This window comes from Thalassospira xiamenensis M-5 = DSM 17429, from assembly GCF_000300235.2.
GTDB lineage: Bacteria > Pseudomonadota > Alphaproteobacteria > Rhodospirillales > Thalassospiraceae > Thalassospira > Thalassospira xiamenensis.
On sequence record NZ_CP004388.1, the window covers coordinates 3,869,292 to 3,891,807 of the forward strand.

A 22,516-nucleotide genomic window follows, 5' to 3' on the forward strand; every position below is an offset into this window, starting at 1 on the left:
CTTTTGCAATTGTTCAAGCGGCCCCATCATTATCATGTTATGTCGGGTCTGATACGTCGTGCTGCGATATGGAGCGCAAGTTTTGACTGAAGTCGTAAGTTTCAGGAATGTGGGTGTCCGCTATGAATCCGGGCCGGAGATTCTGCGCGATCTGAACTTTACCCTGCATCGTGGCAGCTTTCATTTCCTGACCGGGGCTTCTGGTGCGGGCAAATCGACATTGATGCGCCTGCTCTATCTTGCCCTGCGCCAGACACGCGGCGAGATCAATATTTTCGGACGCGACAATATCCGCATTCCGCGCGACGAACTGCCCGCCATCCGCCGCAAGATCGGCGTGGTGTTTCAGGACTTCCGCCTGATCAATCATTTGACGACTTTTGAAAATGTCGCCCTGCCGCTTCGCGTCGCCGGGGTCGAGGATCTGCAAATCCGCAAAAATGTGACCGAACTTCTCGAATGGGTCGGCCTTGGTGATCAGATCAATGCGGTTCCATCGCGGCTTTCCGGCGGGCAGCAGCAACGCGTTGCCATCGCGCGCGCGGTTATCGGCCGCCCGGCTCTGCTTCTGGCTGACGAGCCGACCGGCAACGTTGATGACCGGATCGCCATGCGGCTGTTATATCTTTTTGAAGAACTGAACAAACTTGGCACCACAGTGCTGATCGCCACCCATAACCGGCAACTTGTGCGTCGCTTTGGCCATAATCAATGGCTGCTTGAGGCTGGCACCCTGCACGACATCACGCATAGCGCGTAACCGACCAAACCGACGGCAACTGGCTCAGACAGGACCCAAAATCGATCATGGCTTTTCGTTCGCAACCGTCACATCTGCCACTTGATAGCGACTCATCGACGCGCTTCTTGCCAAGCATCGTCGCATTGATGGTGGCCTTACTGACGTTTTCGATCGTTGGCCTGGCGGCCCTGCATGACAGTGTCGGCAAATGGTCCGGTCAGATCGAAGGCAGCCTTTCGATACAGGTTCCCCCGACCGGCATGGCGGATCGCGACACCGAAGAACGCGAACAGGCTTTGCAGGCAACCGTTGACGATATTATCGAACAGCTCGCCGACATGCCCGGCATCTCCCGGATCGAGGAACTCAGCCCCGAAACCATGTCGGCCCTTCTTGAACCGTGGCTTGGCCCCGATGAAATCGTCAGCGAATTACCAATCCCGCGCATTATCGAAATCACCCCGGAAACCGGGTTTAATTTCGATATGCTTGAACGCCGTCTGGGTGAAATCGCCCCCGAAGCCGTTCTGGATGATCATCGCATCTGGATAGAACGGATTGCCGATGTTGCCTTTTCGGTGGAACTGGCATTGATGGCGTTAATCGTCGTGCTGTTTGGGGCAACCATGCTGTCGGTTGTTTTTGCCACACGTTCGGGTCTTTCAATCCATCGGACGATCATTGAATTGCTGCATCTGATCGGGGCACAGGATTCCTATATCGCGGGCCAGTTTGCCCGCCATAACCTGCGGCTGGCATTTTTCGGGGCATTGATCGGCCTTCTGATCGCCCTGCCGGTTTCGGGTGTGATCGCGTGGCTTGGCATGCGGGCGGGATGGCCTATCCCGACACTGGTTTTCAGCCCGCTTTTCATCGGCATCATCATCGCCATTCCGTTCGTGGTCGCCGGTGTCGCACAGATGACGGCCAAAAGAACTGTGCTGCGTGTCTTGCGCAGAATGTTGTAACCTGCCTCACTCCTCCGTATAGTCGGCCTGCAGCGTCGTGATCATTTACTGTTTCGGATCATGACCTTGTCCCAAAAGGAGAGCCCTGTCGCATGCCAGCGTCCCGTCAGGCCCAATCATATGAATAGGCCGCCCCTTTCCGTTCAGCACCGACGACGCTTTCGCCGGTTCCGGTTTTTGCTATCGACCCTGATCCTGCTGGGGCTGGTCTGGGCGGGTGGGTTTATCTGGTATGTCGACATCATTCCAACTGCGGTTGATGAACCTGATCGCAAGACTGACGCCATCGTTGTTCTGACCGGTGGCAGTGAACGGCTTTCGGAAGGGCGCCGTCTTCTGACCCGCCAGCTTGCCAGAAAGCTGTTTATTTCCGGCGTCTATCGCGGGGTTGAAGTCGACGAGCTTCTATCGGCGGGCAAAGCCGATCCCCGGCTGGTTTCATGCTGTGTGGTTCTGGGTCATGTTGCGGAAAACACCCGCGGCAATGCGCAGGAAACGGCGGTTTGGGTGTATGAGGAAGGCTATAAAAGCCTGCGCATCGTCACGGCAAACTATCACATGCCGAGGTCGCTTCTGGAATTTCGCAGCCTGATGCCCGATGTCGAAATCATCGCCCACCCGGTGTTCCCCGATAACGTCAAGGTCGATAGCTGGTGGCGGTGGCCGGGGAGCGCCAGCCTGATCGCAAGCGAATATAACAAATTCCTGTTTGCCAGCCTCAGGAACTATATCCTGCGGCTGCTGCCAGACGGTGATCGCGCCAACCTGCATGGCCCCGCCCCGACACCAGAACCTTCCGGACAGGATTATTCCGCATCAAATCGCCTGGCACAGAAATCGGGTTGAAGATACAGCGTTTCACTCGTGTCGTATAACTGTTACAAACCCTTTGACTAAGTGTTTGAAGGATCTGTCTGCATGAGAGCCCTGCGCGCGTTTTTGTTTAACGTGTTGTTTTTCGCCGGTACAACAGCACTTTGCATTTGTATGGTTCCCCTGATGCCGTTTGGTCGCAAGGCCAATCAGCTTGTTGGACATATGTGGTGTCATTTGACGCAAGGCGCGTTGGCCATCTCTGTTGGCATGTATAAACGTATTCGCGGCCTTGAAAACCTGCCCAAAGGCCCCTGTATTCTGGTTGCCAAACATCAGTCTGCGTGGGAAACCCTGACCTTTCACACGGTCGTGCCTGACCCGGCCTATATCCTGAAAAAGGAACTGACCCGCATTCCGTTGATGGGGCAGTTCCTGTTGTTTTCCGGGCAGATTGCGGTCGACAGATCGGCTGGATCATCCGCCCTGAAAGACATGATCAAGGGTGCCGAACGTGCGCTTGAGGAGGGCAGGCAGATCGTAATCTTCCCCGAAGGAACCCGCACACCGCCCGGTTCGGATCGGCCGTATCATCCTGGGATTTATGCGCTATACAAGGCGTTCCCCAATACGCCGGTCATTCCGGTTGCCATCAATTCCGGCATGTTCTGGGGACGTCACAGCTTCATGAAATACGGTGGCGAGGTCACCATGGAATTCCTGCCCGCGATTGAGCCGGATCTGGATCGCAAAACATTTATGAAAACGATCAAAAGCAGGATTGATGACCGCACGCGGGAACTTGAACGCGAAGCACAGGCGGAGTTTAATCTGCCGACCCTGACATCACGTGACGTCGAGATCGAGGAAGCCCGCGAAAAAGCCGAAGCCGAACAGCAGGAAGCCAAAACCGCGATTCCGATGAAATCCGTCGACCAGGAAAAAACACCTTCCTGATCATACGGATCGTTCGAACACCCAAAAGGCCGGAGTTTGATCCGGCCTTTTCGATTCTATCCGTCCGGCAGCTTTTATGCTTTCCGGCGTGTCGCCTGCCAGATGCCAAAGGCAATCAATGTGATCCCGCCCAGATGGTAAATATGCAGTTCCTCGCCCAAAAAGATGATGGCAAGGATGCTGGCAAAAACCGGCATCAGATACAGAAACACACCGGCATTTGCCGGGCCGACAACCGCAACCCCCTTGTTCCAGAACAGATAGCCCAAAAAAGCGGGCCCCGCGCCGATATAGAAAATCTTGAGCATATCGGGCCATGCCGGATCAAGATGGGTAAAGAACGGTTCGCCGCGAACAGTCACCGACCAGATATAAAGCGGAGTCAGGAACACCAACCCGATCAGGGCCGAAACAAACACGAGGCTTAGTGGATGCACGCCCTTGGGGGCGCGTTTCAAAAGCATCGAGTATGCCGCCCAGACCATTGCTGAAATCATCGCAAACAGATCGCCCGAGACAAAGTTCATCTCGGCAAAGACCGAAAAGTCGCCTTTGGCAATGATCACCGCCGTCCCGACACCGGCAATCAGCACACCGGCCCACTGGCCAAGCCTGGGTTTATCGGCCGTAAGCACCGCTGCAAATAACAGAACCCAGACCGGGGTTGTCGCATTGAGAAGCCCGGTATTGACCGCCGTTGTGTTGTAAGCCGCCAGATAAATGACGATTGAAAACATGAAAACGCCGGTTGTTCCGATCAGGAACATCGACATTTTATGATCCGCCATCAGCCTCAGATCGCGTTTAAGGTGCGGAATACAAACCGGAAACAGTAATACGGCGGCCACAACCCAACGCCAGAATGCCAATGCTTCAAGCGGCACCGTGGCATTCACCCCGCGTGCAACGACATGGTTTGACCCCCACATCATCGCGCAGGCAACCAGCATCAGATAGGCTGCCATCATCGGTGTGTTTCCACCTTTTGACATCGTGGTGGCATTCGACATCAGATACCGGCTCCCATATTGATTTCACCGTATTCGCGGCGCACCAGATCCATCAGATCATGCAACGGCGGGTCGACAATTCCCATCTCGTCAAGATGGCAGACCGTGTTTTCAAGATATTCCAGGTTCGGGCCAATATTGCCATGTGCCGCAACAATGATTTCAACCGCCGTTCGCACCGGCAGGTTTCCGGCGAACTGTTCATGCGTTGGATCGGCGACATAGGTGTGCGCGATCACCTTGCGTCCGTCGGCAAGCTCGACCTCGACATCGGCGGGAATATAGGTGTTGGTCACCAGTTCGCGTTCATCAAGATAGGCCTTGACCAGCGGCCAGTTGTCAGGCGCGATCCGAAACGCGTTCCCGACACATTCCCCGCCGACATTCAGCCCCAGAACCAACCCCGGATTTTCCGGTGTGCCGCGATAATGATGGGAATAGATACAAAAAGACCGGTGATAGCCGCGCAGCGTCGCGCGTGCCCGTTCTTCAAATTCGAAGCCCGGACGCCACAGCAGCGATCCATATCCAAATACCCATCTTTCCTGGGGCTCAGTCAAAATTTCCTCCGGTCATGCTGGCGTTTTATGTCCGGTTCTGAACCTAGCGTTTCACCATCACCAATGCCACCCCAAGTGCGGCAATTGCAAATCCGGCAAAGCCGAGCATGCCCAGATGTTCATCAAAAAGCAGCCAGGCAAAGAAGGCAGCCGTGGGCGGGACAAGGTAAAACATGCTTGCAACCCGGGTTGCCTCGCCCTGCTTGATCAAAACCATCAGAAGCATGATCGCCCCGATTGACAACACCAGAACCAGCCACGCCATCGCAAGAATGAAGTTCATGCTCCATTCGATCACCAAGGGTTCCTTGATCAGGGCAACCACCCCGACAAAGGCCGCGGCGGCAACATACTGGATGGCCGTACCGCTCATCAGGTCCATGCCCGTGCAGAACCGCTTCTGATAAAGCGTCCCCGCCGTCATGCCAAACAGCGCCATAATGGCAAGCCCGATGCCAAAGGCCGTAATACCGATCCCGTCACCGATTTTGGGCACCAGCACCAACGCCACACCGATCAGGCCAAGAACAAGCCCCGCCCACTGGCGTCCACTGACACGTTCCCCAAGAAGGGCACCGACGACCGATGCGGTCACGACCGGCTGCAATCCGACGATCAAGGCTGCCAAGCCCGACGGAAGTCCCGTATCAATTGCCCAGAAAACACCGCCCAGATAAATCCCGTGCACAAGAACACCGGTCGTGCTGATATGGGCAACCTGCCGCCAGCTTTTGGGCCATTTGGCACCTAGCAACGAAATCACCGGCACCATCAGAACAATCACAATGGCGAAACGGGCAAACAGAAAGGTAAATGGGTCGGCATAGGGAAGTCCGAACTTTGCGCCAACAAAGCCCGTGCTCCAGAGGAACACAAACACGAACGGCATAATCCGTGCAAAAGCCGGATGATCGGTGGCAGGCATGACGTTCCCCTTTTTCCGGCGAAAGATGCTGTTTGGGGCGCATCTTTCCACCCGACGACGGCCTGCCATTTGCAAACCGTGAATTGATTATTTATCGGTCTTGTTTTTGCCCTTGGCGTCGCTTTGGCGGTCTTCACCTTCGGCCGAGAAATTGGTGAAATACTGCCCGGCATCGACAATACCACGGCGGATTTCACGCGTACGGCTGAACAGGTCGAACAGTTTTTCGCCCTCGCCCCAGCGGATCGCGCGTTGCAACGCCATCAAATCTTCCTGAAAACGGCCAAGAACCTCAAGGACCGCTTCGCGGTTGTTCAAAAACACGTCGCGCCACATCGTCGGGTCGGATGCGGCAATACGGGTGAAATCACGGAAACCCGATGCGGAAAACTTGATGACTTCCTGACGCAGTGCATCTTCAAGATCGGTTGCCGTCCCGACGATGGTATAGGCGATCAGATGCGGCAGATGCGATGTGATGCCAAGAATGCGATCATGATGATCGGCATCCATGCACTCAACCTTCATGCCACATGCTTCCCAAAGGGCCTGCACGCGCGCGGTCGCACTTTCCTTTTCACCGGGAACCGGGGTCAGGATGCACCACCGGCCTTCGAACAGTTCGGGAAAACCTGAATCCGGTCCGGAATGTTCGGTCCCGGCCAAAGGATGACCCGGCACGAACGAGACGCCTTCGTCAAGATGCGGCGCAATGTCACGAATGACCGCCTGTTTGACCGACCCGACGTCGGAAACAATCGCACCCTTTTTAAGTTTTCCGGCAAGCTGTGCGCCGATGGCTTCATTGGCCCCCACCGGCGCACAGATCATCACCAGATCGGCATCCTTAACCGCTTCCTTGATGTCGCAATAAGCTTCATCGGCAATACCCAGTTCAAGCACCCGGTCACGGGTGGCTTCGGAACGCACGGCACAGGTGATTTTTTTCGCCAGACCGTCGCGCAGGATACGACGGGCAAGTGACGAGCCAATCAGCCCCATGCCGATAAAGGCAACGGTATCAAAAAGCGGTTCGGATGCGGTGTTGGTCATTTTACCTGTTCACAAAGTCTTTGATCGCCTGAAGGCAGATTTCCATTTCTTCCTTCGTACCGATGGAAATACGCAACATCTGCGGCAGGCCATAAGCACCGATTTTGCGTGGGATAACGCCCTGTGCCATCATGAAATCATTGGCAGCATCGGCGTTTTTGCCTTCTTCCTTGGGGAATTCGACCAGAACAAAGTTGCCATAGCTCGGATGGGCGATCAGCCCGTCAATCGCGTTCACCTGATCGCGGAACCACGCCAGTGTTTCGGCATTGTGACGCACGCAGGCATTGACGAATTCATCATCATCAAGTGCCGCAAGACCGGCTTCCTGTGTCGGAAGGGCCACGTTAAACGGATTGCGCAGGCGTTGCAGAACATCGGCAATATCAACCGGCGCATAGCACCAGCCAAGGCGAATGCCACCAAGACCATAAATCTTGGAAAAGGTGCGGGTCATGACGGTATTTTTACCGGCACGCACCAGTTCTTCACCGGCGGAATAATCTTCCTGACCAGTCATGAATTCGGCATACGCCGCATCAACGACCAGAACGATATCTTCGCGCAAACCATCACGCAGGCGTTTCATTTCCGCATCATTGATGTAGGTGCCCGTTGGATTGTTCGGGTTCGCGACAAAAACGATTTTTGTTTTTTCGGTCACAGCCGCCAGCAACGCATCAACGCTGGTAGTCATATTGGTTTCGGCCGCAGTCACCGGAACCGCACCGACACCCTTGGCCGCAATCGGATACATCAGGAAGCCATGCTGCGAATACAGCACTTCATCCCCCGGACCCGCATAGGCACGGATCAGAAGGGTGATCAACTCGTCCGAGCCGGCACCGCAGACAATCTGATCGGCTTCAATATTGTATTTCTCGGCCAGCTTGTTGCGAAGCGCCTCGCAACCGCCATCGGGATAGCGATGCAGCTTTTCAGCCGCCTTGCGGAGCGCCTCGATGGCCTTGGGGCTCGGGCCAAGCGCGCCTTCGTTCGATGAAAGCTTGATCACGCGGGTTGCACCATCGGTGCGCGACTTGCCGCCAACATAAGGCGCAATATCAAGAATGCCGGGACGTGGGGTGGGCGCAGACATTTCTTAGTTTCTCCCAGTGGGCAGGGCCGGTGACAATCAACCGACCGGTATTATCAACTCAGCGCGTCTTCAGGAATCGGCACGCCATAGGCACCGACAACACTGAGCCCTTCGGGATCAAGTCCCTGATCGGTCAGTGCACGTTGAAACGCTTCGGCGCGATTACAAAAGAATCCCGGCACATCAACAAGAACAAAACGCCGATCACCGGTTTCATCGGCAGAAAAGCCAAGGATTGCCGATCCATCGATGCCATTCGCAATTTTTTTGCGCGCCGTATCCATCGAAATCTCGTTTGGCAGGCTGACGATAAACAGCGTGCGATCATCACCGCTTTCTTCAAGCTCGATTGCCGCAAGGACAAATCCTTCGGTCTGCTCACCCCGTCCGACCGGACGTCCGCCAAATGGCAGTTTCGAGACAATGCGCACCGGGCTGTCATCGGACAACAAGGTCCACCATGGCTGTGCTTCGCCCAGTTCGGGTTTCGGGAACACACCGACCGCCGCGCGCCCTTCTTCAAGGGCATAAAATGCTTCGCGCGGTGTATCGAATTCGACGATTTCGTTCAGGCAGCCAAAGTTAAGGCGCGCAAGTTCCCAGCAATCCACCCCGTCGGCATTGCGGCAAAGGGCGACTGTATAAGGCGCTTCAAGGCGCGTTCCGGCAGCGATCATTTCGCGCCAGATCTGGATCAGGGCCGTTTTCGGAAAGGCACCATCGTGACGATCAACCAGTGTACGCATGATACGGGCTTCACGTGCCGGACGATACGGCACCTTGACCTTGCCACCGGCCGCAATCACCCGGTCCTTATAGGCCCCGACTGCCTGCACAACCTTGGTACGCCGAATGATCAGGGATTGCAGTGCCTGATCGATATCATCGATTTCCGCCCTCAGCCCGTTCAGGTCAAGATTTGCTAAATTTTCGTCGCTTTGCGCCATGATCCGCTCTTTTGTCAAACGGGGCCCAGTATTAGGACAGGGCAACCGAAAAGCAAAGAAAAGATTGACTAAATCCCGGTCTATTCCTAGCTAGAACAGGCTTGTTTTCTTTGATGCCAAGGAACAGCCAGCCCTGCCTGCAACAAAAACAACCTAATCCAAGGGAAACGGACATTCATGTCGACCGCCGCCAGCACAAATCAGCGCAGCAAACTTCCCGGCCATCACATGGTCCTTGGGGAAACGGAAAAGCTGCGTCTTGATAGCGGCATCGAATTCGGGCCGTTCACTATTGCCTATCAGACATATGGTGAACTTAACGCCGACAAGACCAACGCCATTCTGGTGTGCCACGCCTTGACCGGCGATCAGTATGTCGCCGATGAAGTCCACCCGATCACCGGCAAGGAAGGCTGGTGGCGTGAAATCGTCGGGCCGGGCAAAATCATCGATACCAACAAATATTTCGTCATTTGTTCGAACGTGATTGGCGGTTGCCTGGGAAGCACCGGGCCCAAGGAAATCAACCCGGCTACCGGCAAGCCCTGGGGCCTTGATTTCCCGGTGATCACGATTGCCGATATGGTGCGTGCGCAGACCATGCTGATCGATGCATTGGGCATCGATACCCTGTTTGCGGTTATTGGCGGCTCGATGGGCGGCATGCAGGTTCTTGAATGGTGCAAAAGCTATTCCCATCGCGTTTTTGCCGCCGCGCCGATTGCAACCAGCTTCCGCCATTCGGCGCAAAACATTGCGTTTCACGAAGTCGGGCGTCAGGCGGTCATGGCCGATCCGGACTGGTGCGGGGGCAATTACCTGCTTGAAGGCAAAAAGCCTTCCCGCGGGCTGGCCGTGGCGCGGATGACCGCGCACATCACCTATCTGTCGCAACCGGCCCTGCATCGCAAATTCGGCCGCAAGCTTCAGAACCGCGGCGCGATTACCTATAGCTTCGATCATGATTTCCAGATCGAAAGCTATTTGCGCCATCAGGGCAAAAGCTTCGTCGACCGGTTTGATGCCAACAGCTATCTCTATATCACGCGGGCGATGGATTATTTCGATCTGTCCGCCGATGCCGAAGGCCGCCTTGGCGAAGCCTTCGTTGGCTGCAAAACCCGTTTCTGCGTCATTTCGTTTTCCAGCGACTGGTGCTTTACCACCGCCGAAAGCCGCCAGCTTGCCCATGCACTGAATGCGTCGTCATGCAATGTCAGTTGTGTGGAAATCGAAAGCGACAAGGGGCATGATGCCTTCCTGCTCGACGAGCCGGATTTCCATATGGTGTTAAGCGGCTTTATCGAGGGCGCTGCTGAAATCCGGGGATTGAAATAGGTTATGAATCATTCTTTACCAAACGCGACCAGCGTTATCCCTAATGACCGTATTCGTGTCGATCTGCAACTGATTGCCGATATGGTCGAACCGGGTACGCGCGTGCTTGATATCGGGTGCGGCGATGGTGAATTGCTGGGTTATCTGACGCGTAGCAAGGATGTCGACGGTCGCGGGCTTGAACTTTCCAACGAGGGGGTGCGCAATTGCGTGGCACAGGGTCTTCCGGTGATGCAGGGCGATGCGGATCGTGATCTTGGCGATTATCCCGACGGGGCGTTTGATTACGCCATCCTCAGCCAGACATTGCAGGCGACCAATCGCCCGAAACAGGTTCTGAGCGAACTGCTTCGCATCGGTCAGAAGGCCATCGTTTCCTTCCCGAATTTCGGTCACTGGCGTGCGCGGTTTGATTTGATGTTCCGCGGGCGCATGCCCCAAAACCCGAACCTGCCGATCATGTGGTACGAAACCCCGAACATCCATTTTTGTACCGTCCGGGATTTTGTGGCCCTTTGTGATGAATGCGGCTTTAAGATCGAACGGTCAATGGTGCTGAATGAAAGCGGATCAAAAGTCAGTCTGGATAGCCATTCACGGCTTGCCAATTTCTTTGGCAATCAGGCGCTTTTCATGCTGAGCAAGTAGTTCCTGCCAACGCCTTTGTCATTTTTGCCATCACAATTGCCCCCCATCCACGTCAGATGACGAGCATGATCACGTGATGGGGACGTTATGGCAGTTTCATCGATCTACCAATTCACACGCAAGGCAGTTCTGATTATTGGCATCGGGCTCTTGGCCGCCTGTTCGCAAAAGGCCGAAACCCTGAAAATCACGGTCACCCAGTTTGGCAGCGCGACCGAGGATGCCTTTGATGCCTATGGCACGGCACAGACCGCGCAATTTGCGCCATCGCCAAAATCGCAAAACGCCCGGCAATCGGAATTCATCGCGAATATGGAAGCCTTCACAGGCAAGGTGACGCCATCCAATCTGCCCACCCTGCTTGATCCGGATGCGGTTAAAATCGATCCGAATGTTGCGCAACAATGGCAAAAGACACTGGCCAGCCTGCGAAACCAGTATCAGCAATTTGTCGCGATTTTCGATCAGATCGAAGCCGGATCGGCACTTGGGGCATCGGCCGTAACGGATACCGGTCCGATCCTTGAAAAACTACGCAATCAGCTTGACGCCATCACCAGCGATCTGGCCAAAGACCCGCCGCAATTTCTGGTGCGCCGTGACACACTGATTGCCGATTTGAACAAAATCCGTTCCGAACCGAACGATGATGACGATGCCAAATCACTGCGTCTGCAAATCTGGTGGCAGGATTGGAACGCTTTGATGGCCGAAGAAAAACTGCTTCAGGCACATACATTGCGCAGTTTCATGGCGGCATCTGCGTTAGGCAGACATTTGCAAACGCAGATCGATAATTACGCCAAGCTGGATGTAAATGCCCTGATCGGGGCTGCCGAACAAGGCATAACACTGGCCGGAAAAGTGCGCAGCCTGTCCCCAACGGAACTTGTCGCCGAGGGCCGCAATCTGTTTGAGACCGCAACCGGCAGCACAACAGCCACACCGGCACAATAGGGAGATTCCCATGAACAATCTTGATGAATTGATCCGTGCGGCCAAAAACAGCTTTGTTGAAATTGACGCAGCCTATCAGGCAGCCGACATCAACGAAAAACTCGTGATGGCCGAAACGCGCAACAAGGCCGCCGATCAGCTTATAGCGCTTCAGGCCAAGAGACTGATCCGGAATGCATCGGCAATTACCGATGCGGATATAACCGAGATGAAAAGCCTTAAAGACCGGGTCGACGATGCCGCCCAAATCCAGACAGCCCTGCTGCAATTTGTCGGGTTGCTGGCAAAATTTGTCGGTTAATCCGTGTTCCAGCGCTCGGCATCGGCATCGTCCGATGCCTTCGCTGTGACCCAGTGATCGCCTTTGGGGGTTTGTTCGCGTTTCCAAAAGGGTGCACGGGTTTTAAGGAAATCCATGATGAAGTCGCAGGCTTCGAACGCGGCGCGACGATGGGCCGACAACGTGATCACCAGGACAATCCGTTCACCGGGCAACATACGCCCGAACCGATGCACAATCCGCACATCATCAAGCGGCCAGCGTCTGGCGGCCTCGTCTACGATATTTTCAAGTTCGCGTTCGGTCATCCCCGGATAGTGATCAAGGGTCAGAGCCGAAACCTGATCACCGCCATGAATATCACGCACCAGTCCGACGAAACTGACCGCCGCCCCGATATCGGTACGGCCATCGGTCAGGGCTGCCAGTTCGGCGCCCGGATCAAAATCGTTTTCCTGAACGGATACGCGTGCCATGCGGAACCTTATCCTATGCAGCCCTTAGTCGAGATGCTTAAGCCCGGTGCGAAGATAGATATACCCGGTCTGAACCGTCACCAGCCCGGCAATCCATAACAGGATATCACCAATCAGGATCGACGGGATCATGTCCGGCGACGCATCGCCAACCAGAAGAAACCCGATGGCAAGGATTTGCGCCGTGGTTTTCCATTTCGCAAGCACCGTCACCGGCAGCGGTACTTTCAGTTCGGCCAGATGTTCGCGCAGGCCCGACACCATGATTTCCCGGCACATGATGATCACAGCCGGCAAAACAGCCAGACCGGAAATACGTTCAAACGCCACCATCATCATCAGGGCGGCGGCAACCAGAAGCTTGTCCGCGATGGGATCAAGGAACCGGCCAAGCGGCGAAACAACATTCATGCTGCGCGCAAGGTAACCATCAAAAAAGTCCGTTACCCCGGCAAAGGCAAACAGCACAAACCCGATCCAGTTGCCAATCGGCCCGTTGATATAGAAGGACGCGACCAATGCCGGAATCACGATGATGCGCGACAAGGTCAGCAGATTGGGAATCTGGTTTTTCATAAGGGGCCTGTTTGCGGATATGTGCGGCAGTAATAAAATTTCGGATGACCTGTTATGAGCCAAACCGCACAATTATTAAAGTCTTGAATATATGACAACAAGGGCGATGTTTCAGATGTCAAACAACCGAAACATCGCCCTTGCGTTTCAAACGCCTCAGTCTGCGGGGGCCTCGGATGATTTGCGACCAATGCTGAGCAACTGGTAAAGAATGATTGCCGCAAGCGTCGCCGTGCCGATCCCGCCAATCGCGAAACCACCAAATTGCACCGTGAAGTCGCCGCCCCCGAAAATAAGGGTAATACCAACGGTGAACAGATTGCGCGGATCGGAAAAATCGACCCGGTTATCCACCCAAAGGCGCACCATTGCCGCCGCAATAAGTCCAAATACCGCAACACCAAGCCCACCCAGAACCGGCCCCGGGATGGTATGGAGCAACGCCCCGAATTTCGGCGAAAAGCCGAGTAAAATCGCAATTACCGCCGCAATCACAAAGATCAGGGTCGAAAACACGCGCGTTACCGCCATGACACCCATGTTTTCAACATAGGTGGTCACCCCCGTACCGCCACCCGACCCGGCCAGCATGGTTGCCAGACCATCTCCGACAAAGCCGCGCCCGATATAACGGTCCATATTCTGTTTGGTCATGCCACCAATCGCCTTGATATGACCGAGGTTTTCCGCCACCAGAATGAAGGCCACCGGAGCGATCATGAACATTGCCGAACTTTCAAAGCGCGGCGTGACAAAGGATGGCATGCCAAACCACGCTGCCTGCGAGAGTTCTGTAAAGTCAATCGCTGGCATCAGGCCAAACCCGTTCCCCAACACCAGAACCAGCACATAACCCGCCAGAATCCCGATCAGAATCGAAACACGGCGCACTGAAACCGGCGCATAGACAGAAACCATCGCCACCGACAGCAATGTCAGAAGCGCCACCAGCATATGCATGTTATCGCCGGAAATACCGTTGATCCCGACGGGTGCCAGATTAAGACCGATGGCCGCCCCCACCGCCCCCGTCACCGCAGGCGGCATCAGTTTTTCAACCCAGCCCGTCCCGGTTGCCATGACGATCAAACCAATCACGACATAAAGTGCACCCGCCGCAATAATACCGCCAAGCGCGCCACCGATATCCGGGTTGGGGCCAGATCCGGCATAGCCGGTCGCGGCAATCACAACGGCGATAAAGGCAAAGGAAGATCCCAGATAGCTGGGCACACGCCCCGCCGTGCAGATAAAGAAGATCAGCGTGCCGATCCCCGAAAACAGGATCGCAAGGTTCGGATCAAACCCCATCAGAAGCGGGCCAAGAATGGTGGCACCCGACATGGCGACAAGGTGCTGCAAGCCCATCGGGAACATTGCCCCCCACGGCAGACGTTCGTCAGGCATGACGGTAGAAGACCGGGTCAGAGACCAGGAAGGAAAATATCGCATCGGTTTCCTTAAGCTGACTTTTAGACGTTACCCCAGTAACGCACTCTGCCCGATCAGCATGGCGCGTTATCAAACCGCGTCGGGTATCGCGCCCTGACCGGCAAAAAGCAAGATGCCTGCCGCAGGTTTTTTATTCCGTGTCATGAAAATGATCGTAAATCTTGCGGGCAAGGGCGGCACTGATGCCATCCACCGCCTCAAGATCGGTTAAACCGGCATCCGCCACGCCGCGCGCCGATCCGAAATGATGCAGCAACGCCTTTTTGCGTGCCCCACCCACGCCGGGCACATTATCAAGAACGCTTTTGCCGATCTGCTTGGACCGTTTGGCGCGATGCGTGCCAATCGCCCAACGGTGCGCTTCATCGCGCAAACGCTGGATGAAATATAAAACCGGATCCTGCATATCAAGACGCACGGGCGGTTTTCCGGGGATATGCAGCACTTCCTTGCCCGCATTGCGATCAACACCCTTGGCAACGCCGACAAGCATCACGTCTTCGATCCCAAGGTCTTCAAGCACTTCGCGGGCCACGCCAAGCTGCCCCAAGCCACCATCGATCAGGCAAAGGTCCGGCCATGTGCCGTTTTCCCGGTCCGGGTCTTCCTTTTGCGCACGCGCAAAACGCCTGGTCAGAACTTCGCGCATCATGGCAAAATCATCACCCGGCGCGATATCGCCCTTGATATTGAATTTGCGATAGGCACTTTTCATAAACCCCTCAGGTCCGGCAACGATCATGCCGCCCACCATGTTGGTGCCCTGAATATGACTGTTATCGTAAACCTCTATCCGTTCTGGCGTGCCGTCCAGTTCGAGTTTATCGGCCAGATCTTCCAGCAATTTGCGTTGCGAAGCACTTTCGGCCATGCGCCGCCCCAGCGCGTCCTTGGCATTGGTCAACGCATGTTCAACAAGCTTGCGTCGACCGCCACGCTTGGGCACCTGCAAGGTAATCTTACGGTTATTATTGATCGACAATGCGGTTTCGACCAGTTCCTGACCTTCGATCTCATGCGATAGCAGCACCTGTTTCGGGGCCGGTTTATCGGCATAGAACTGCCCGACAAAGGCCGACAGGATTTCGGCAATTTCCGCCCCCTGTTCATGGCGCGGGAAATAGGACCGGTTGCCATAGTTAGAGCCCGAGCGGAAGAAGAAGACCTGAACACAGCTTTGCCCGCCTTCGTGATGCAGGGCGATCACATCGGCCTCTTCAACGCCTTCCAGATTGATGTCCTGATGCGACCTGATCTGGCTTAACGCACGGATACGATCGCGATACATCGCCGCCTGCTCGAAATCCATCCGTTCAGACGCGGCAAGCATGTCGGCTTCAAGCTGCTTGAGGATTTTCTGGCTGCGCCCGGTCAGGAAGTCACGGCAGATATCGACAAGCGCGTCATATTCGGCTTTGGCAACCCGATCCACACACGGCGCGGAACAGCGTTTGATTTGATACAGCAAACACGGACGCGACCGGTTGGAAAATACGGCATCCGTGCAGGAGCGCAGCAAAAAGGCACGCTGCAAATGGTTGATCGTGTTGTTCACCGCCCAAGCGGACGCAAACGGACCAAAGCAACTGCCATCCTTGGCCCGTGCCCCGCGATGTTTGACGATGCGCGGATAATCATGATCCTCGGTGATCAGGATATAGGGGAAACTTTTGTCATCGCGCAGAAGGATGTTGTAACGCGGTTTAAGCTTCTTGATCAGGTTGGATTCAAGAAGAAGCGCCTCGGCTTCGGTGTGGGTGGTGATGATTTCCATCCGCACGGTCTGTGCGACCATACGGGCAATCCGTATCGGCAACTGCATCAGACGGGTATAGGCCACCACGCGCTTTTTAAGGTTCTTGGCCTTGCCGACATAAAGAACCCGGTCCTTGTCATCAATCATGCGATAGACACCGGCCGATCCCGGCATGGTTTTCAGCGCATGTTTGATGGCCTCGACACCGCGCGCAGCCCCCCCGTCATAATCATCGCCTTCAAGCGACAATCCGATTTCCCGAGCGGGGTTTTCGGATGGGGTTTCAGGCTTCATCAGGCGTCTCCGGCAGATTTATTAAAAATCAAAAGTTGTGACGGCTGTCACTTCTCAAAGTGGCTTCCGACAATACCCAAAAAGATTAACGTCGCAACATCACTTCACAGAATCGCAACCCAAAAAAGATGTCCACCAAGGCTGTGGATAAGTTTGTGGGTAATAGGGGGGCTCTTTGCTGCACCCCTTGAGAGTCTTAACGTTCTATGAAGTGCACATTTATTGAGCAAACAATCTAAGTTATTGTTTTTAAACACAAAAAATACTGTCAACCTGAAAACATTCGGTAATACAGGAGTCAAAAAAGAATATTTTCCTTTGATTCCATGCCCCCAGATGCTTGTGCATAAGGGAGACAGCGATTCGGCCTAGAGGAATCACAGAGTCCCCGTCCAAAACCGTTAACAAAAGTAAATTTTAAGCAGATTTACGGATGGGATCAGCGCGCGATATTAAAGCGCTCTATTTCCACTCCGACCGCGGCAACGTCGTCAAAGACATCAAGCTTTTCAACTCGGACGTTTACCTTGCGTACCCGACGATCCGCCAGGCACATATCGGCCAGTTTTTCCCCAAGGGTTTCCACAAGGTTCACATGACCGTCACGGCAAATTTCCCGCGTGCCGGTCACCAGATCTTCGTAGCTTAAAACAGTGGCAATATCGTCATTCTGGACACCCTCGCCTTCCAGAACGGCAAGGTCCAGATTGATACGCACCCGCTGCGGGGCATGTTTTTCATGATCATATACGCCAATGGATGTCTCGACGACCATGTCACGCACGAAGACACGACGCAAACTGCCGGCATGATCTGCGTAGGGCAGTGTCGTAATGTTATCGTCCTGCTTAAGGCCTGCGGTCATGGTCTGGTCTTCCTTGTGCTGCGCTTGGTGCGGCCAGATGTCCGGAACCCAAGCCCGACGCATCATTCCTCTGGCATATTCTGTTCGCCACTGGGCGCCCAATTGAGGTGCTGCCCGCCGTCAAGCGCTAACATTTGCCCGGTGATGGCTGGCGCGGCAAGGAAAAATCGTACCGCGTCGCAAATCTCTTGCGGGTTTGTCCCAATTTTCAGGGGCGTCTGATCGCATTGCTGATCGAAAACTTCCTGTGTTTGCCGGACACTAGGCAGTGCCGGGCCGGGACCAATCGCATTGACCCGGATGTGCGGCGCCAATGCCAGTGCCAGTGTCTGGGTCAGCGTCCAAAGGCCGGCCTTGGACAAGGTATAAGTCATGAAATGCGGTGTCAGATTCCAGACACGCTGATCAATCAGGTTGATGATGACGCCCTTTTGCCCGGCGGGCAGCCGCTTGGCGAAATCCTGCGACAACACAAACGGTGCGCGCAGATTGGCTTCCATATGATAGTCCCAGCCCTCACGCGTGGCGGTGCTGATATCATCATATTCAAAGGTGGATGCATTATTGATCAGCACACCAATCGGGCCAAGTGCAGCCGTTGCTTCGCGTACGACACGGCTGCTGTCTTCTTCCTTGCCAAGATCAGCGGAAATAACGCAGGCGCGACGACCAAGGGACCGGATTTCCTCGGCAAGCTGTTCCGCATCCCTGCGCGAGGAATGGCAATGAAGGGCAACATCATAACCCTGTGTCGCCAGATCAAGCGATAAAGCCCGTCCGATACGCTTGGCAGCCCCGGTTACAAGAGCCGTTTTAGGCATTTTCCCTGTCATCTGGTTTCCATCCCGTTCATCAAGATGCGCCCCTTCCCGGGGAAGGCAGCCCCCTTAAATATCGGCCGCCGTCATTTATGTTTGGTCATTCCGGAACTTACAATCAAACCCGCCAGCCGGTCCATAACCGCATTTATCGCTTCAGGCATGAAGATCAATCATGCCGTAACCAGACTCGCAACATATCCCAGATAAGCCAGAACAAAGACGATCCCGGTGATCCGCGACACTCCGCGCAGGAAATAGCCGACCACCAGCAAAAGAATGGTAACTGCCAGCATGATCCAAAGATCGGATTGCAGAATCTGGTCTGGCACGGCAATCGGCGCAATCAGCGATACACCACCGATGATCACCAGCAGGTTCAAAAGATTGGAACCAACAACATTGCCAAGTGCAACGTCGGAATGCCCGCGGAACGCCGCAACAATCGATGCCGCCAGTTCAGGAAGCGATGTTCCGAATGCGACAAGGGTCAAGCCAATGACGGCTTCGGACACACCGAACTGACGCGCGACAGAAACACCACCATCCACCAGCAGATCCGCCCCATAGGTCAAGGCGACAATCCCGATAACCGTGGCAACAATCGGCTTGAGCCAACCGCTTGGTACTTCACCGACTTCGTCGACTTCTTCTTCATGCAGGTGGCTGGCATCACCCGGGCTTTTTTTGTCATGCTGATAGGTAAAGTACCAGATCGCTGCCAGAACCAGCAGCATCACCGCCCCAGCCCAGCGTTCGACAACGCCAAACATGCAAAGCCCGATGAACAGAACGGTCCCCAGCAGCATGGTGCCGCCATCGCGTACAACCATGGTCCGCGATGCCGTAATCGGTTTTAGAATCGCTGTTGCGCCGAGGATCAAAAGAATATTGGCAATGTTAGAACCAACCACGTTCCCCATCGCGATGTCGCCCGACCCGGCAAGCGCCGCATTCAGCGACACGACAAATTCGGGGGCCGACGTCCCCGCGGCAACCACGGTCAAACCAACAATGATCTTGGAAACCCCCATCAACAGCGCCAGACCGACAGCACCGCGAACAATGAACTCACCACCGGCAGTCAAAAGCACAAGACCACCGATAATCTGCAAATAGGGGATGAACTGTTCCAATTCCGGCCTGCTCGTTTGGGGAAATTTCTGATTGTTTCATGCCCTTTTACGGGCCAGCGGAACATGGCATTGCGAACGCAGAATAGCAAGCTGCGTCGTCCCGTCGTAATACCATTCGTCACATCGGTGTGATGCGGTTCCCACACTGGCACGCATACCGAAAGCAATCGTCGCGGTCGCCTGCTCTTAAGACGTGTCATCCATCACAGATGCCCTCTCATACGCGAAATTTCCATAGAAATCATAGGGGTATTTCCGCTATCCTGATTTGAACGACTTCCTTTACACGCCTATCTGCGCCGGACGCATAATCCATCATGTCACACAGCGTTCTTTTCGAGCTGTTCCTTGTCCTGACCGCCGCGGTGATTGCCGTCCCGCTGGCACAGAAATTACGTGCGAACTCGATCATCGGTTTCCTGATCGGCGGCTTTTGCATCGGCCCTTTCGGTTTTGGCCTGATCAGTGACCGCGAAGACATTTCAACCGTCGCCGAGCTTGGCATTGTCTTTCTGCTGTTCATGATCGGTCTTGAATTGTCGCGCGAACGCTTGCGCGTGATTGGGGGCCGGTTCGCGACCCTTGGTTTCCTGCAGATCGGCGTCACGATGGCCGTGATGTTCGGTGTATTGCTGCTGATTAATTACGATATGCCCGCCTCTATCGTAATTGCCGGGGCACTGGCCCTGTCATCAACAGCCATTATCCTTAAACAGCTTTCCGATGAGCGCCAGTTGCACACACGTTTCGGGCGTGCAGCCCTTGCCATCCTGCTGTTGCAGGACGTTGCGGTTGGTCCCTTCCTGATCATGGTGCAGGCCGCTGGCAATGCCGGGAGCGAAACCAGCCCCTGGATCAGCGCACTAAGCGGTGTGGGGGCGGTTGCTGTATTGTTGCTGACCGGTCGTTATCTGCTGCCGCGACTCTTTCGGTATATTGCGGCTCTTAAAAACCCGGAACTTTTTGCAATCGGGACCCTGTTTGTCGTTCTGGCTGCCAGCACATTGACCGAAGCCGCGGGCCTTTCAATGGCGCTTGGTGCCTTTATCGCCGGGGTAATGTTGGCCGAGACCGAATTCCGCCATCAGATCGAAGCCGACATTTCGCCATTTCGCGGTGTTTTCCTGTCGCTGTTCTTCATGTCTGTGGGAATGTCGGTCAATGCCAATGTGGTCATCGGTCAGGCCGGAACGATCATTTTGTGGCTGATCGGGCTTCTGGTCATAAAGGCAGCGGTTCTTTTCGGATTGTCCCTGCTGATCGGCTTTAACCGTGCATCTTCAATCCGGGTCGCCATGAGCCTGGCCGCCGGTGGTGAATTCGCCTTCGTCATGCTTGCACTGGCATCGCAGAACGGGGCGGTTCCGATTGACATCGCCGTGATGCTGATCCCGGTGGTTGCGATTTCGATGGGTCTGACGCCGACTTTGATTTCGCTCGGCCATCGCATCGAACAGAAGCTTCATCCCAAGGAAACCGATCAGCTAAGCGAGATTTCGGATGAAACCGACGGCATTCAGAAACATGTTCTGGTAATTGGTTGCGGGCGCGTCGGCCGGGTTCTGGCCCGTCTGCTGCGCACCAAGGAAATCCCGTTTATCGTTCTGGAATCCGATGCCCAACAGGTTTCGCGTGGCCGAGCCGAAGGTCTGCCGGTTTATTTTGCCGATGGGTCCCGACCGGAAACATTTCGTGCCGCCCATACCGAACAGGCCCATATTGCCGCCGTTGCCATGGGCAACCCGCACGCAACCGAAAAGACCGTCGCCTTGCTGCGACAGCATTATCCACATCTGAAAATCTTTGCCCGTGCCCAGGACATCACCCATATCGGTCCGCTGTCACGCAGTGGTGCCGATGCGGCCATCCCAGAGGTACTTGAAACCGGTTTACGCCTGTCCGATCACGTTCTGGCGGCCTGCGATATCCCGCAGGAAGATATCGATATCGAAATAGCCAAGTTCCGGCGTGCCGATATGCTGCTGATGAACGAACTTGCCCCGCGCACCGCGCGCCAAAAAACCGAAGACCAGGCACAAAAAACTGCCAAACCGGCAAAATCCAGGAAAAGCACCTGAAACGCAAAGACCCCCATCACAATAATGGGGGTCTTTCGTTTCGTCTTCCGGAATAACCGCAATCAGGCGGCTTCGACATCCAGTGCATAACCCGCGGCACGAACCGTGCGGATCACATCGCGCGTTCCCTTGACGTCATTCAATGCCTTTCGCAGACGACGAATGTGAACATCAACCGTGCGGGTTTCGACATAGATATTCGGCCCCCAAACCGCATTCAGAAGCTGCTCGCGCGAGAAAACCCGCCCCGGATGTTCCAGGAAATAACGCAGCAGACGGAATTCGGTCGGGCCAAGATGGATAGCCTTGCCGTTACGACTGACACGATGGGCGGCCAGATCCATTTCGATATCGGAATAGATCAACTGCCCTTGTGGTTGCGCCGGACCGGATCGACGCAGAAGTGCGCGAATACGGGCCAGCAATTCACCAATCGCAAACGGCTTGGTCACATAATCGTCGGCCCCGGTATCAAGGCCGCGGATGCGGTCACCTTCTTCACCACGCGCCGTGACCATGATCACCGGCAAATCCCGGCTTTCAGGCTTCCGGCGGATCTGGCGGCAAACCTCGATCCCTGACATCACCGGCAGCATCCAGTCCAGAAGGACCAGATCGACATGGGTTTCGGCCAGAATTTTCAACGCTTCGTCACCGTCCCCGGCTTCGACAACCTGCATCCCCTCGCGTTCGAGGTTGTAGCGCAACATGGTTACGATTGCAGCTTCGTCCTCGACGATAAGAACCGTTGGGTCCATCTTCCTATGC

At 55.0% G+C, this 22,516-nt stretch carries 23 protein-coding genes; 9 read left to right on the forward strand and 14 right to left on the reverse strand.

Features of this window, described 5'->3' with window-relative positions:
* Positions 1-82: 82 nt before the first annotated feature.
* From ftsE to TH3_RS18005, 4 genes are all read left to right on the forward strand, one after another.
* Positions 83-760: a cell division ATP-binding protein FtsE gene (ftsE, locus tag TH3_RS17990; RefSeq protein ID WP_037987102.1), complete on the forward strand. Its 678-nt coding sequence runs from the start codon at positions 83-85 to the stop codon at positions 758-760.
* Positions 761-807: 47 nt separating this feature from the next.
* Positions 808-1,710 (forward strand): cell division protein FtsX, encoded by a 903-nt coding sequence (locus TH3_RS17995; protein WP_007092007.1) that lies wholly within the window; start codon positions 808-810, stop codon positions 1,708-1,710.
* A 120-nt stretch (positions 1,711-1,830) separates the two neighbouring features.
* Positions 1,831-2,556, forward strand: a complete 726-nt coding sequence (locus TH3_RS18000) for a YdcF family protein (protein ID WP_052268382.1) — start codon at positions 1,831-1,833, stop codon at positions 2,554-2,556.
* A 72-nt stretch (positions 2,557-2,628) separates the two neighbouring features.
* Positions 2,629-3,480: a lysophospholipid acyltransferase family protein gene (locus TH3_RS18005; RefSeq protein WP_007092005.1), complete on the forward strand. Its 852-nt coding sequence runs from the start codon at positions 2,629-2,631 to the stop codon at positions 3,478-3,480.
* 74 nt (positions 3,481-3,554) lie between these two features.
* Here TH3_RS18005 and TH3_RS18010 read toward each other — a convergent pair whose 3' ends face one another.
* From TH3_RS18010 to TH3_RS18035, 6 genes are all read right to left on the reverse strand, one after another.
* Entirely contained in the window at positions 3,555-4,490 is a 936-nt protein-coding gene (locus TH3_RS18010) for a DMT family transporter (RefSeq protein ID WP_007092004.1), read from the reverse strand.
* The gene (locus TH3_RS18015; protein ID WP_007092003.1) at positions 4,490-5,050 is read right to left on the reverse strand and encodes a gamma-glutamylcyclotransferase; all 561 of its coding nucleotides are present in this window, start codon (positions 5,048-5,050) and stop codon (positions 4,490-4,492) included. Before TH3_RS18015 ends, TH3_RS18010 begins: the two co-directional genes overlap by 1 nt.
* A 43-nt stretch (positions 5,051-5,093) precedes the next feature.
* Positions 5,094-5,975: a DMT family transporter gene (locus tag TH3_RS18020; RefSeq protein WP_007092002.1), complete on the reverse strand. Its 882-nt coding sequence runs from the start codon at positions 5,973-5,975 to the stop codon at positions 5,094-5,096.
* Positions 5,976-6,062: 87 nt separating this feature from the next.
* The gene (locus TH3_RS18025) at positions 6,063-7,028 is read right to left on the reverse strand and encodes a prephenate/arogenate dehydrogenase family protein (RefSeq protein WP_007092001.1); all 966 of its coding nucleotides are present in this window, start codon (positions 7,026-7,028) and stop codon (positions 6,063-6,065) included.
* A 1-nt stretch (position 7,029) separates the two neighbouring features.
* The gene (gene hisC, locus TH3_RS18030) at positions 7,030-8,127 is read right to left on the reverse strand and encodes a histidinol-phosphate transaminase (protein ID WP_007092000.1); all 1,098 of its coding nucleotides are present in this window, start codon (positions 8,125-8,127) and stop codon (positions 7,030-7,032) included.
* A 53-nt stretch (positions 8,128-8,180) separates the two neighbouring features.
* Positions 8,181-9,074: a chorismate mutase gene (locus TH3_RS18035; RefSeq protein ID WP_007091999.1), complete on the reverse strand. Its 894-nt coding sequence runs from the start codon at positions 9,072-9,074 to the stop codon at positions 8,181-8,183.
* A gap of 177 nt (positions 9,075-9,251) precedes the next feature.
* Between TH3_RS18035 and metX the strand changes: the two genes are divergently transcribed.
* The 4 genes from metX to TH3_RS18055 all read left to right on the forward strand — a co-directional run bounded on the left by metX (position 9,252) and on the right by TH3_RS18055 (position 12,318).
* Positions 9,252-10,412, forward strand: a complete 1,161-nt coding sequence (metX, locus tag TH3_RS18040; protein ID WP_007091998.1) for a homoserine O-acetyltransferase MetX — start codon at positions 9,252-9,254, stop codon at positions 10,410-10,412.
* A 3-nt stretch (positions 10,413-10,415) separates the two neighbouring features.
* Complete coding sequence (gene metW, locus TH3_RS18045) at positions 10,416-11,060, forward strand: methionine biosynthesis protein MetW (protein WP_007091997.1); 645 nt, start codon at positions 10,416-10,418, stop codon at positions 11,058-11,060.
* A gap of 87 nt (positions 11,061-11,147) precedes the next feature.
* The gene (locus TH3_RS18050; protein ID WP_007091996.1) at positions 11,148-12,017 is read left to right on the forward strand and encodes a hypothetical protein; all 870 of its coding nucleotides are present in this window, start codon (positions 11,148-11,150) and stop codon (positions 12,015-12,017) included.
* A gap of 10 nt (positions 12,018-12,027) precedes the next feature.
* A complete protein-coding gene (locus TH3_RS18055; protein WP_007091995.1) occupies positions 12,028-12,318 on the forward strand; it encodes a hypothetical protein in 291 nt (96 codons plus the stop codon).
* Here the strand turns inward: TH3_RS18055 and moaE are convergent.
* The 7 genes from moaE to TH3_RS18090 form a co-directional block, all read right to left on the reverse strand.
* A complete protein-coding gene (gene moaE, locus TH3_RS18060) occupies positions 12,315-12,773 on the reverse strand; it encodes a molybdopterin synthase catalytic subunit MoaE (protein ID WP_007091994.1) in 459 nt (152 codons plus the stop codon). The genes TH3_RS18055 and moaE overlap by 4 nt on opposite strands.
* A 24-nt stretch (positions 12,774-12,797) precedes the next feature.
* Complete coding sequence (gene pgsA / locus TH3_RS18065) at positions 12,798-13,349, reverse strand: CDP-diacylglycerol--glycerol-3-phosphate 3-phosphatidyltransferase (RefSeq protein WP_007091993.1); 552 nt, start codon at positions 13,347-13,349, stop codon at positions 12,798-12,800.
* 156 nt (positions 13,350-13,505) lie between these two features.
* On the reverse strand, positions 13,506-14,756 hold the full coding sequence (locus TH3_RS18070; protein ID WP_233421796.1) for a uracil-xanthine permease family protein: 1,251 nt from the start codon (positions 14,754-14,756) through the stop codon (positions 13,506-13,508).
* Between the two features lie 175 nt (positions 14,757-14,931).
* On the reverse strand, positions 14,932-16,851 hold the full coding sequence (gene uvrC / locus TH3_RS18075) for an excinuclease ABC subunit UvrC (protein WP_007091991.1): 1,920 nt from the start codon (positions 16,849-16,851) through the stop codon (positions 14,932-14,934).
* 439 nt (positions 16,852-17,290) lie between these two features.
* Positions 17,291-17,716 (reverse strand): dihydroneopterin aldolase, encoded by a 426-nt coding sequence (gene folB / locus TH3_RS18080; RefSeq protein WP_051682075.1) that lies wholly within the window; start codon positions 17,714-17,716, stop codon positions 17,291-17,293.
* Between the two features lie 62 nt (positions 17,717-17,778).
* Positions 17,779-18,549 carry an SDR family oxidoreductase gene (locus TH3_RS18085; protein ID WP_040060167.1) on the reverse strand — a complete coding sequence of 257 codons (771 nt, stop codon included), beginning with the start codon at positions 18,547-18,549 and terminating at the stop codon, positions 17,779-17,781.
* A 158-nt stretch (positions 18,550-18,707) separates the two neighbouring features.
* Positions 18,708-19,670 (reverse strand): calcium/sodium antiporter, encoded by a 963-nt coding sequence (locus TH3_RS18090; RefSeq protein ID WP_007091988.1) that lies wholly within the window; start codon positions 19,668-19,670, stop codon positions 18,708-18,710.
* 317 nt (positions 19,671-19,987) lie between these two features.
* On the opposite strand from TH3_RS18090, the gene TH3_RS18095 reads away from it, so the two are divergent.
* Entirely contained in the window at positions 19,988-21,748 is a 1,761-nt protein-coding gene (locus tag TH3_RS18095; protein ID WP_007091987.1) for a cation:proton antiporter domain-containing protein, read from the forward strand.
* Between the two features lie 62 nt (positions 21,749-21,810).
* Here the strand turns inward: TH3_RS18095 and phoB are convergent, their stop codons facing one another.
* Positions 21,811-22,506, reverse strand: a complete 696-nt coding sequence (gene phoB, locus TH3_RS18100; protein ID WP_007091986.1) for a phosphate regulon transcriptional regulator PhoB — start codon at positions 22,504-22,506, stop codon at positions 21,811-21,813.
* Between the last annotated feature and the right edge of the window lie 10 nt (positions 22,507-22,516).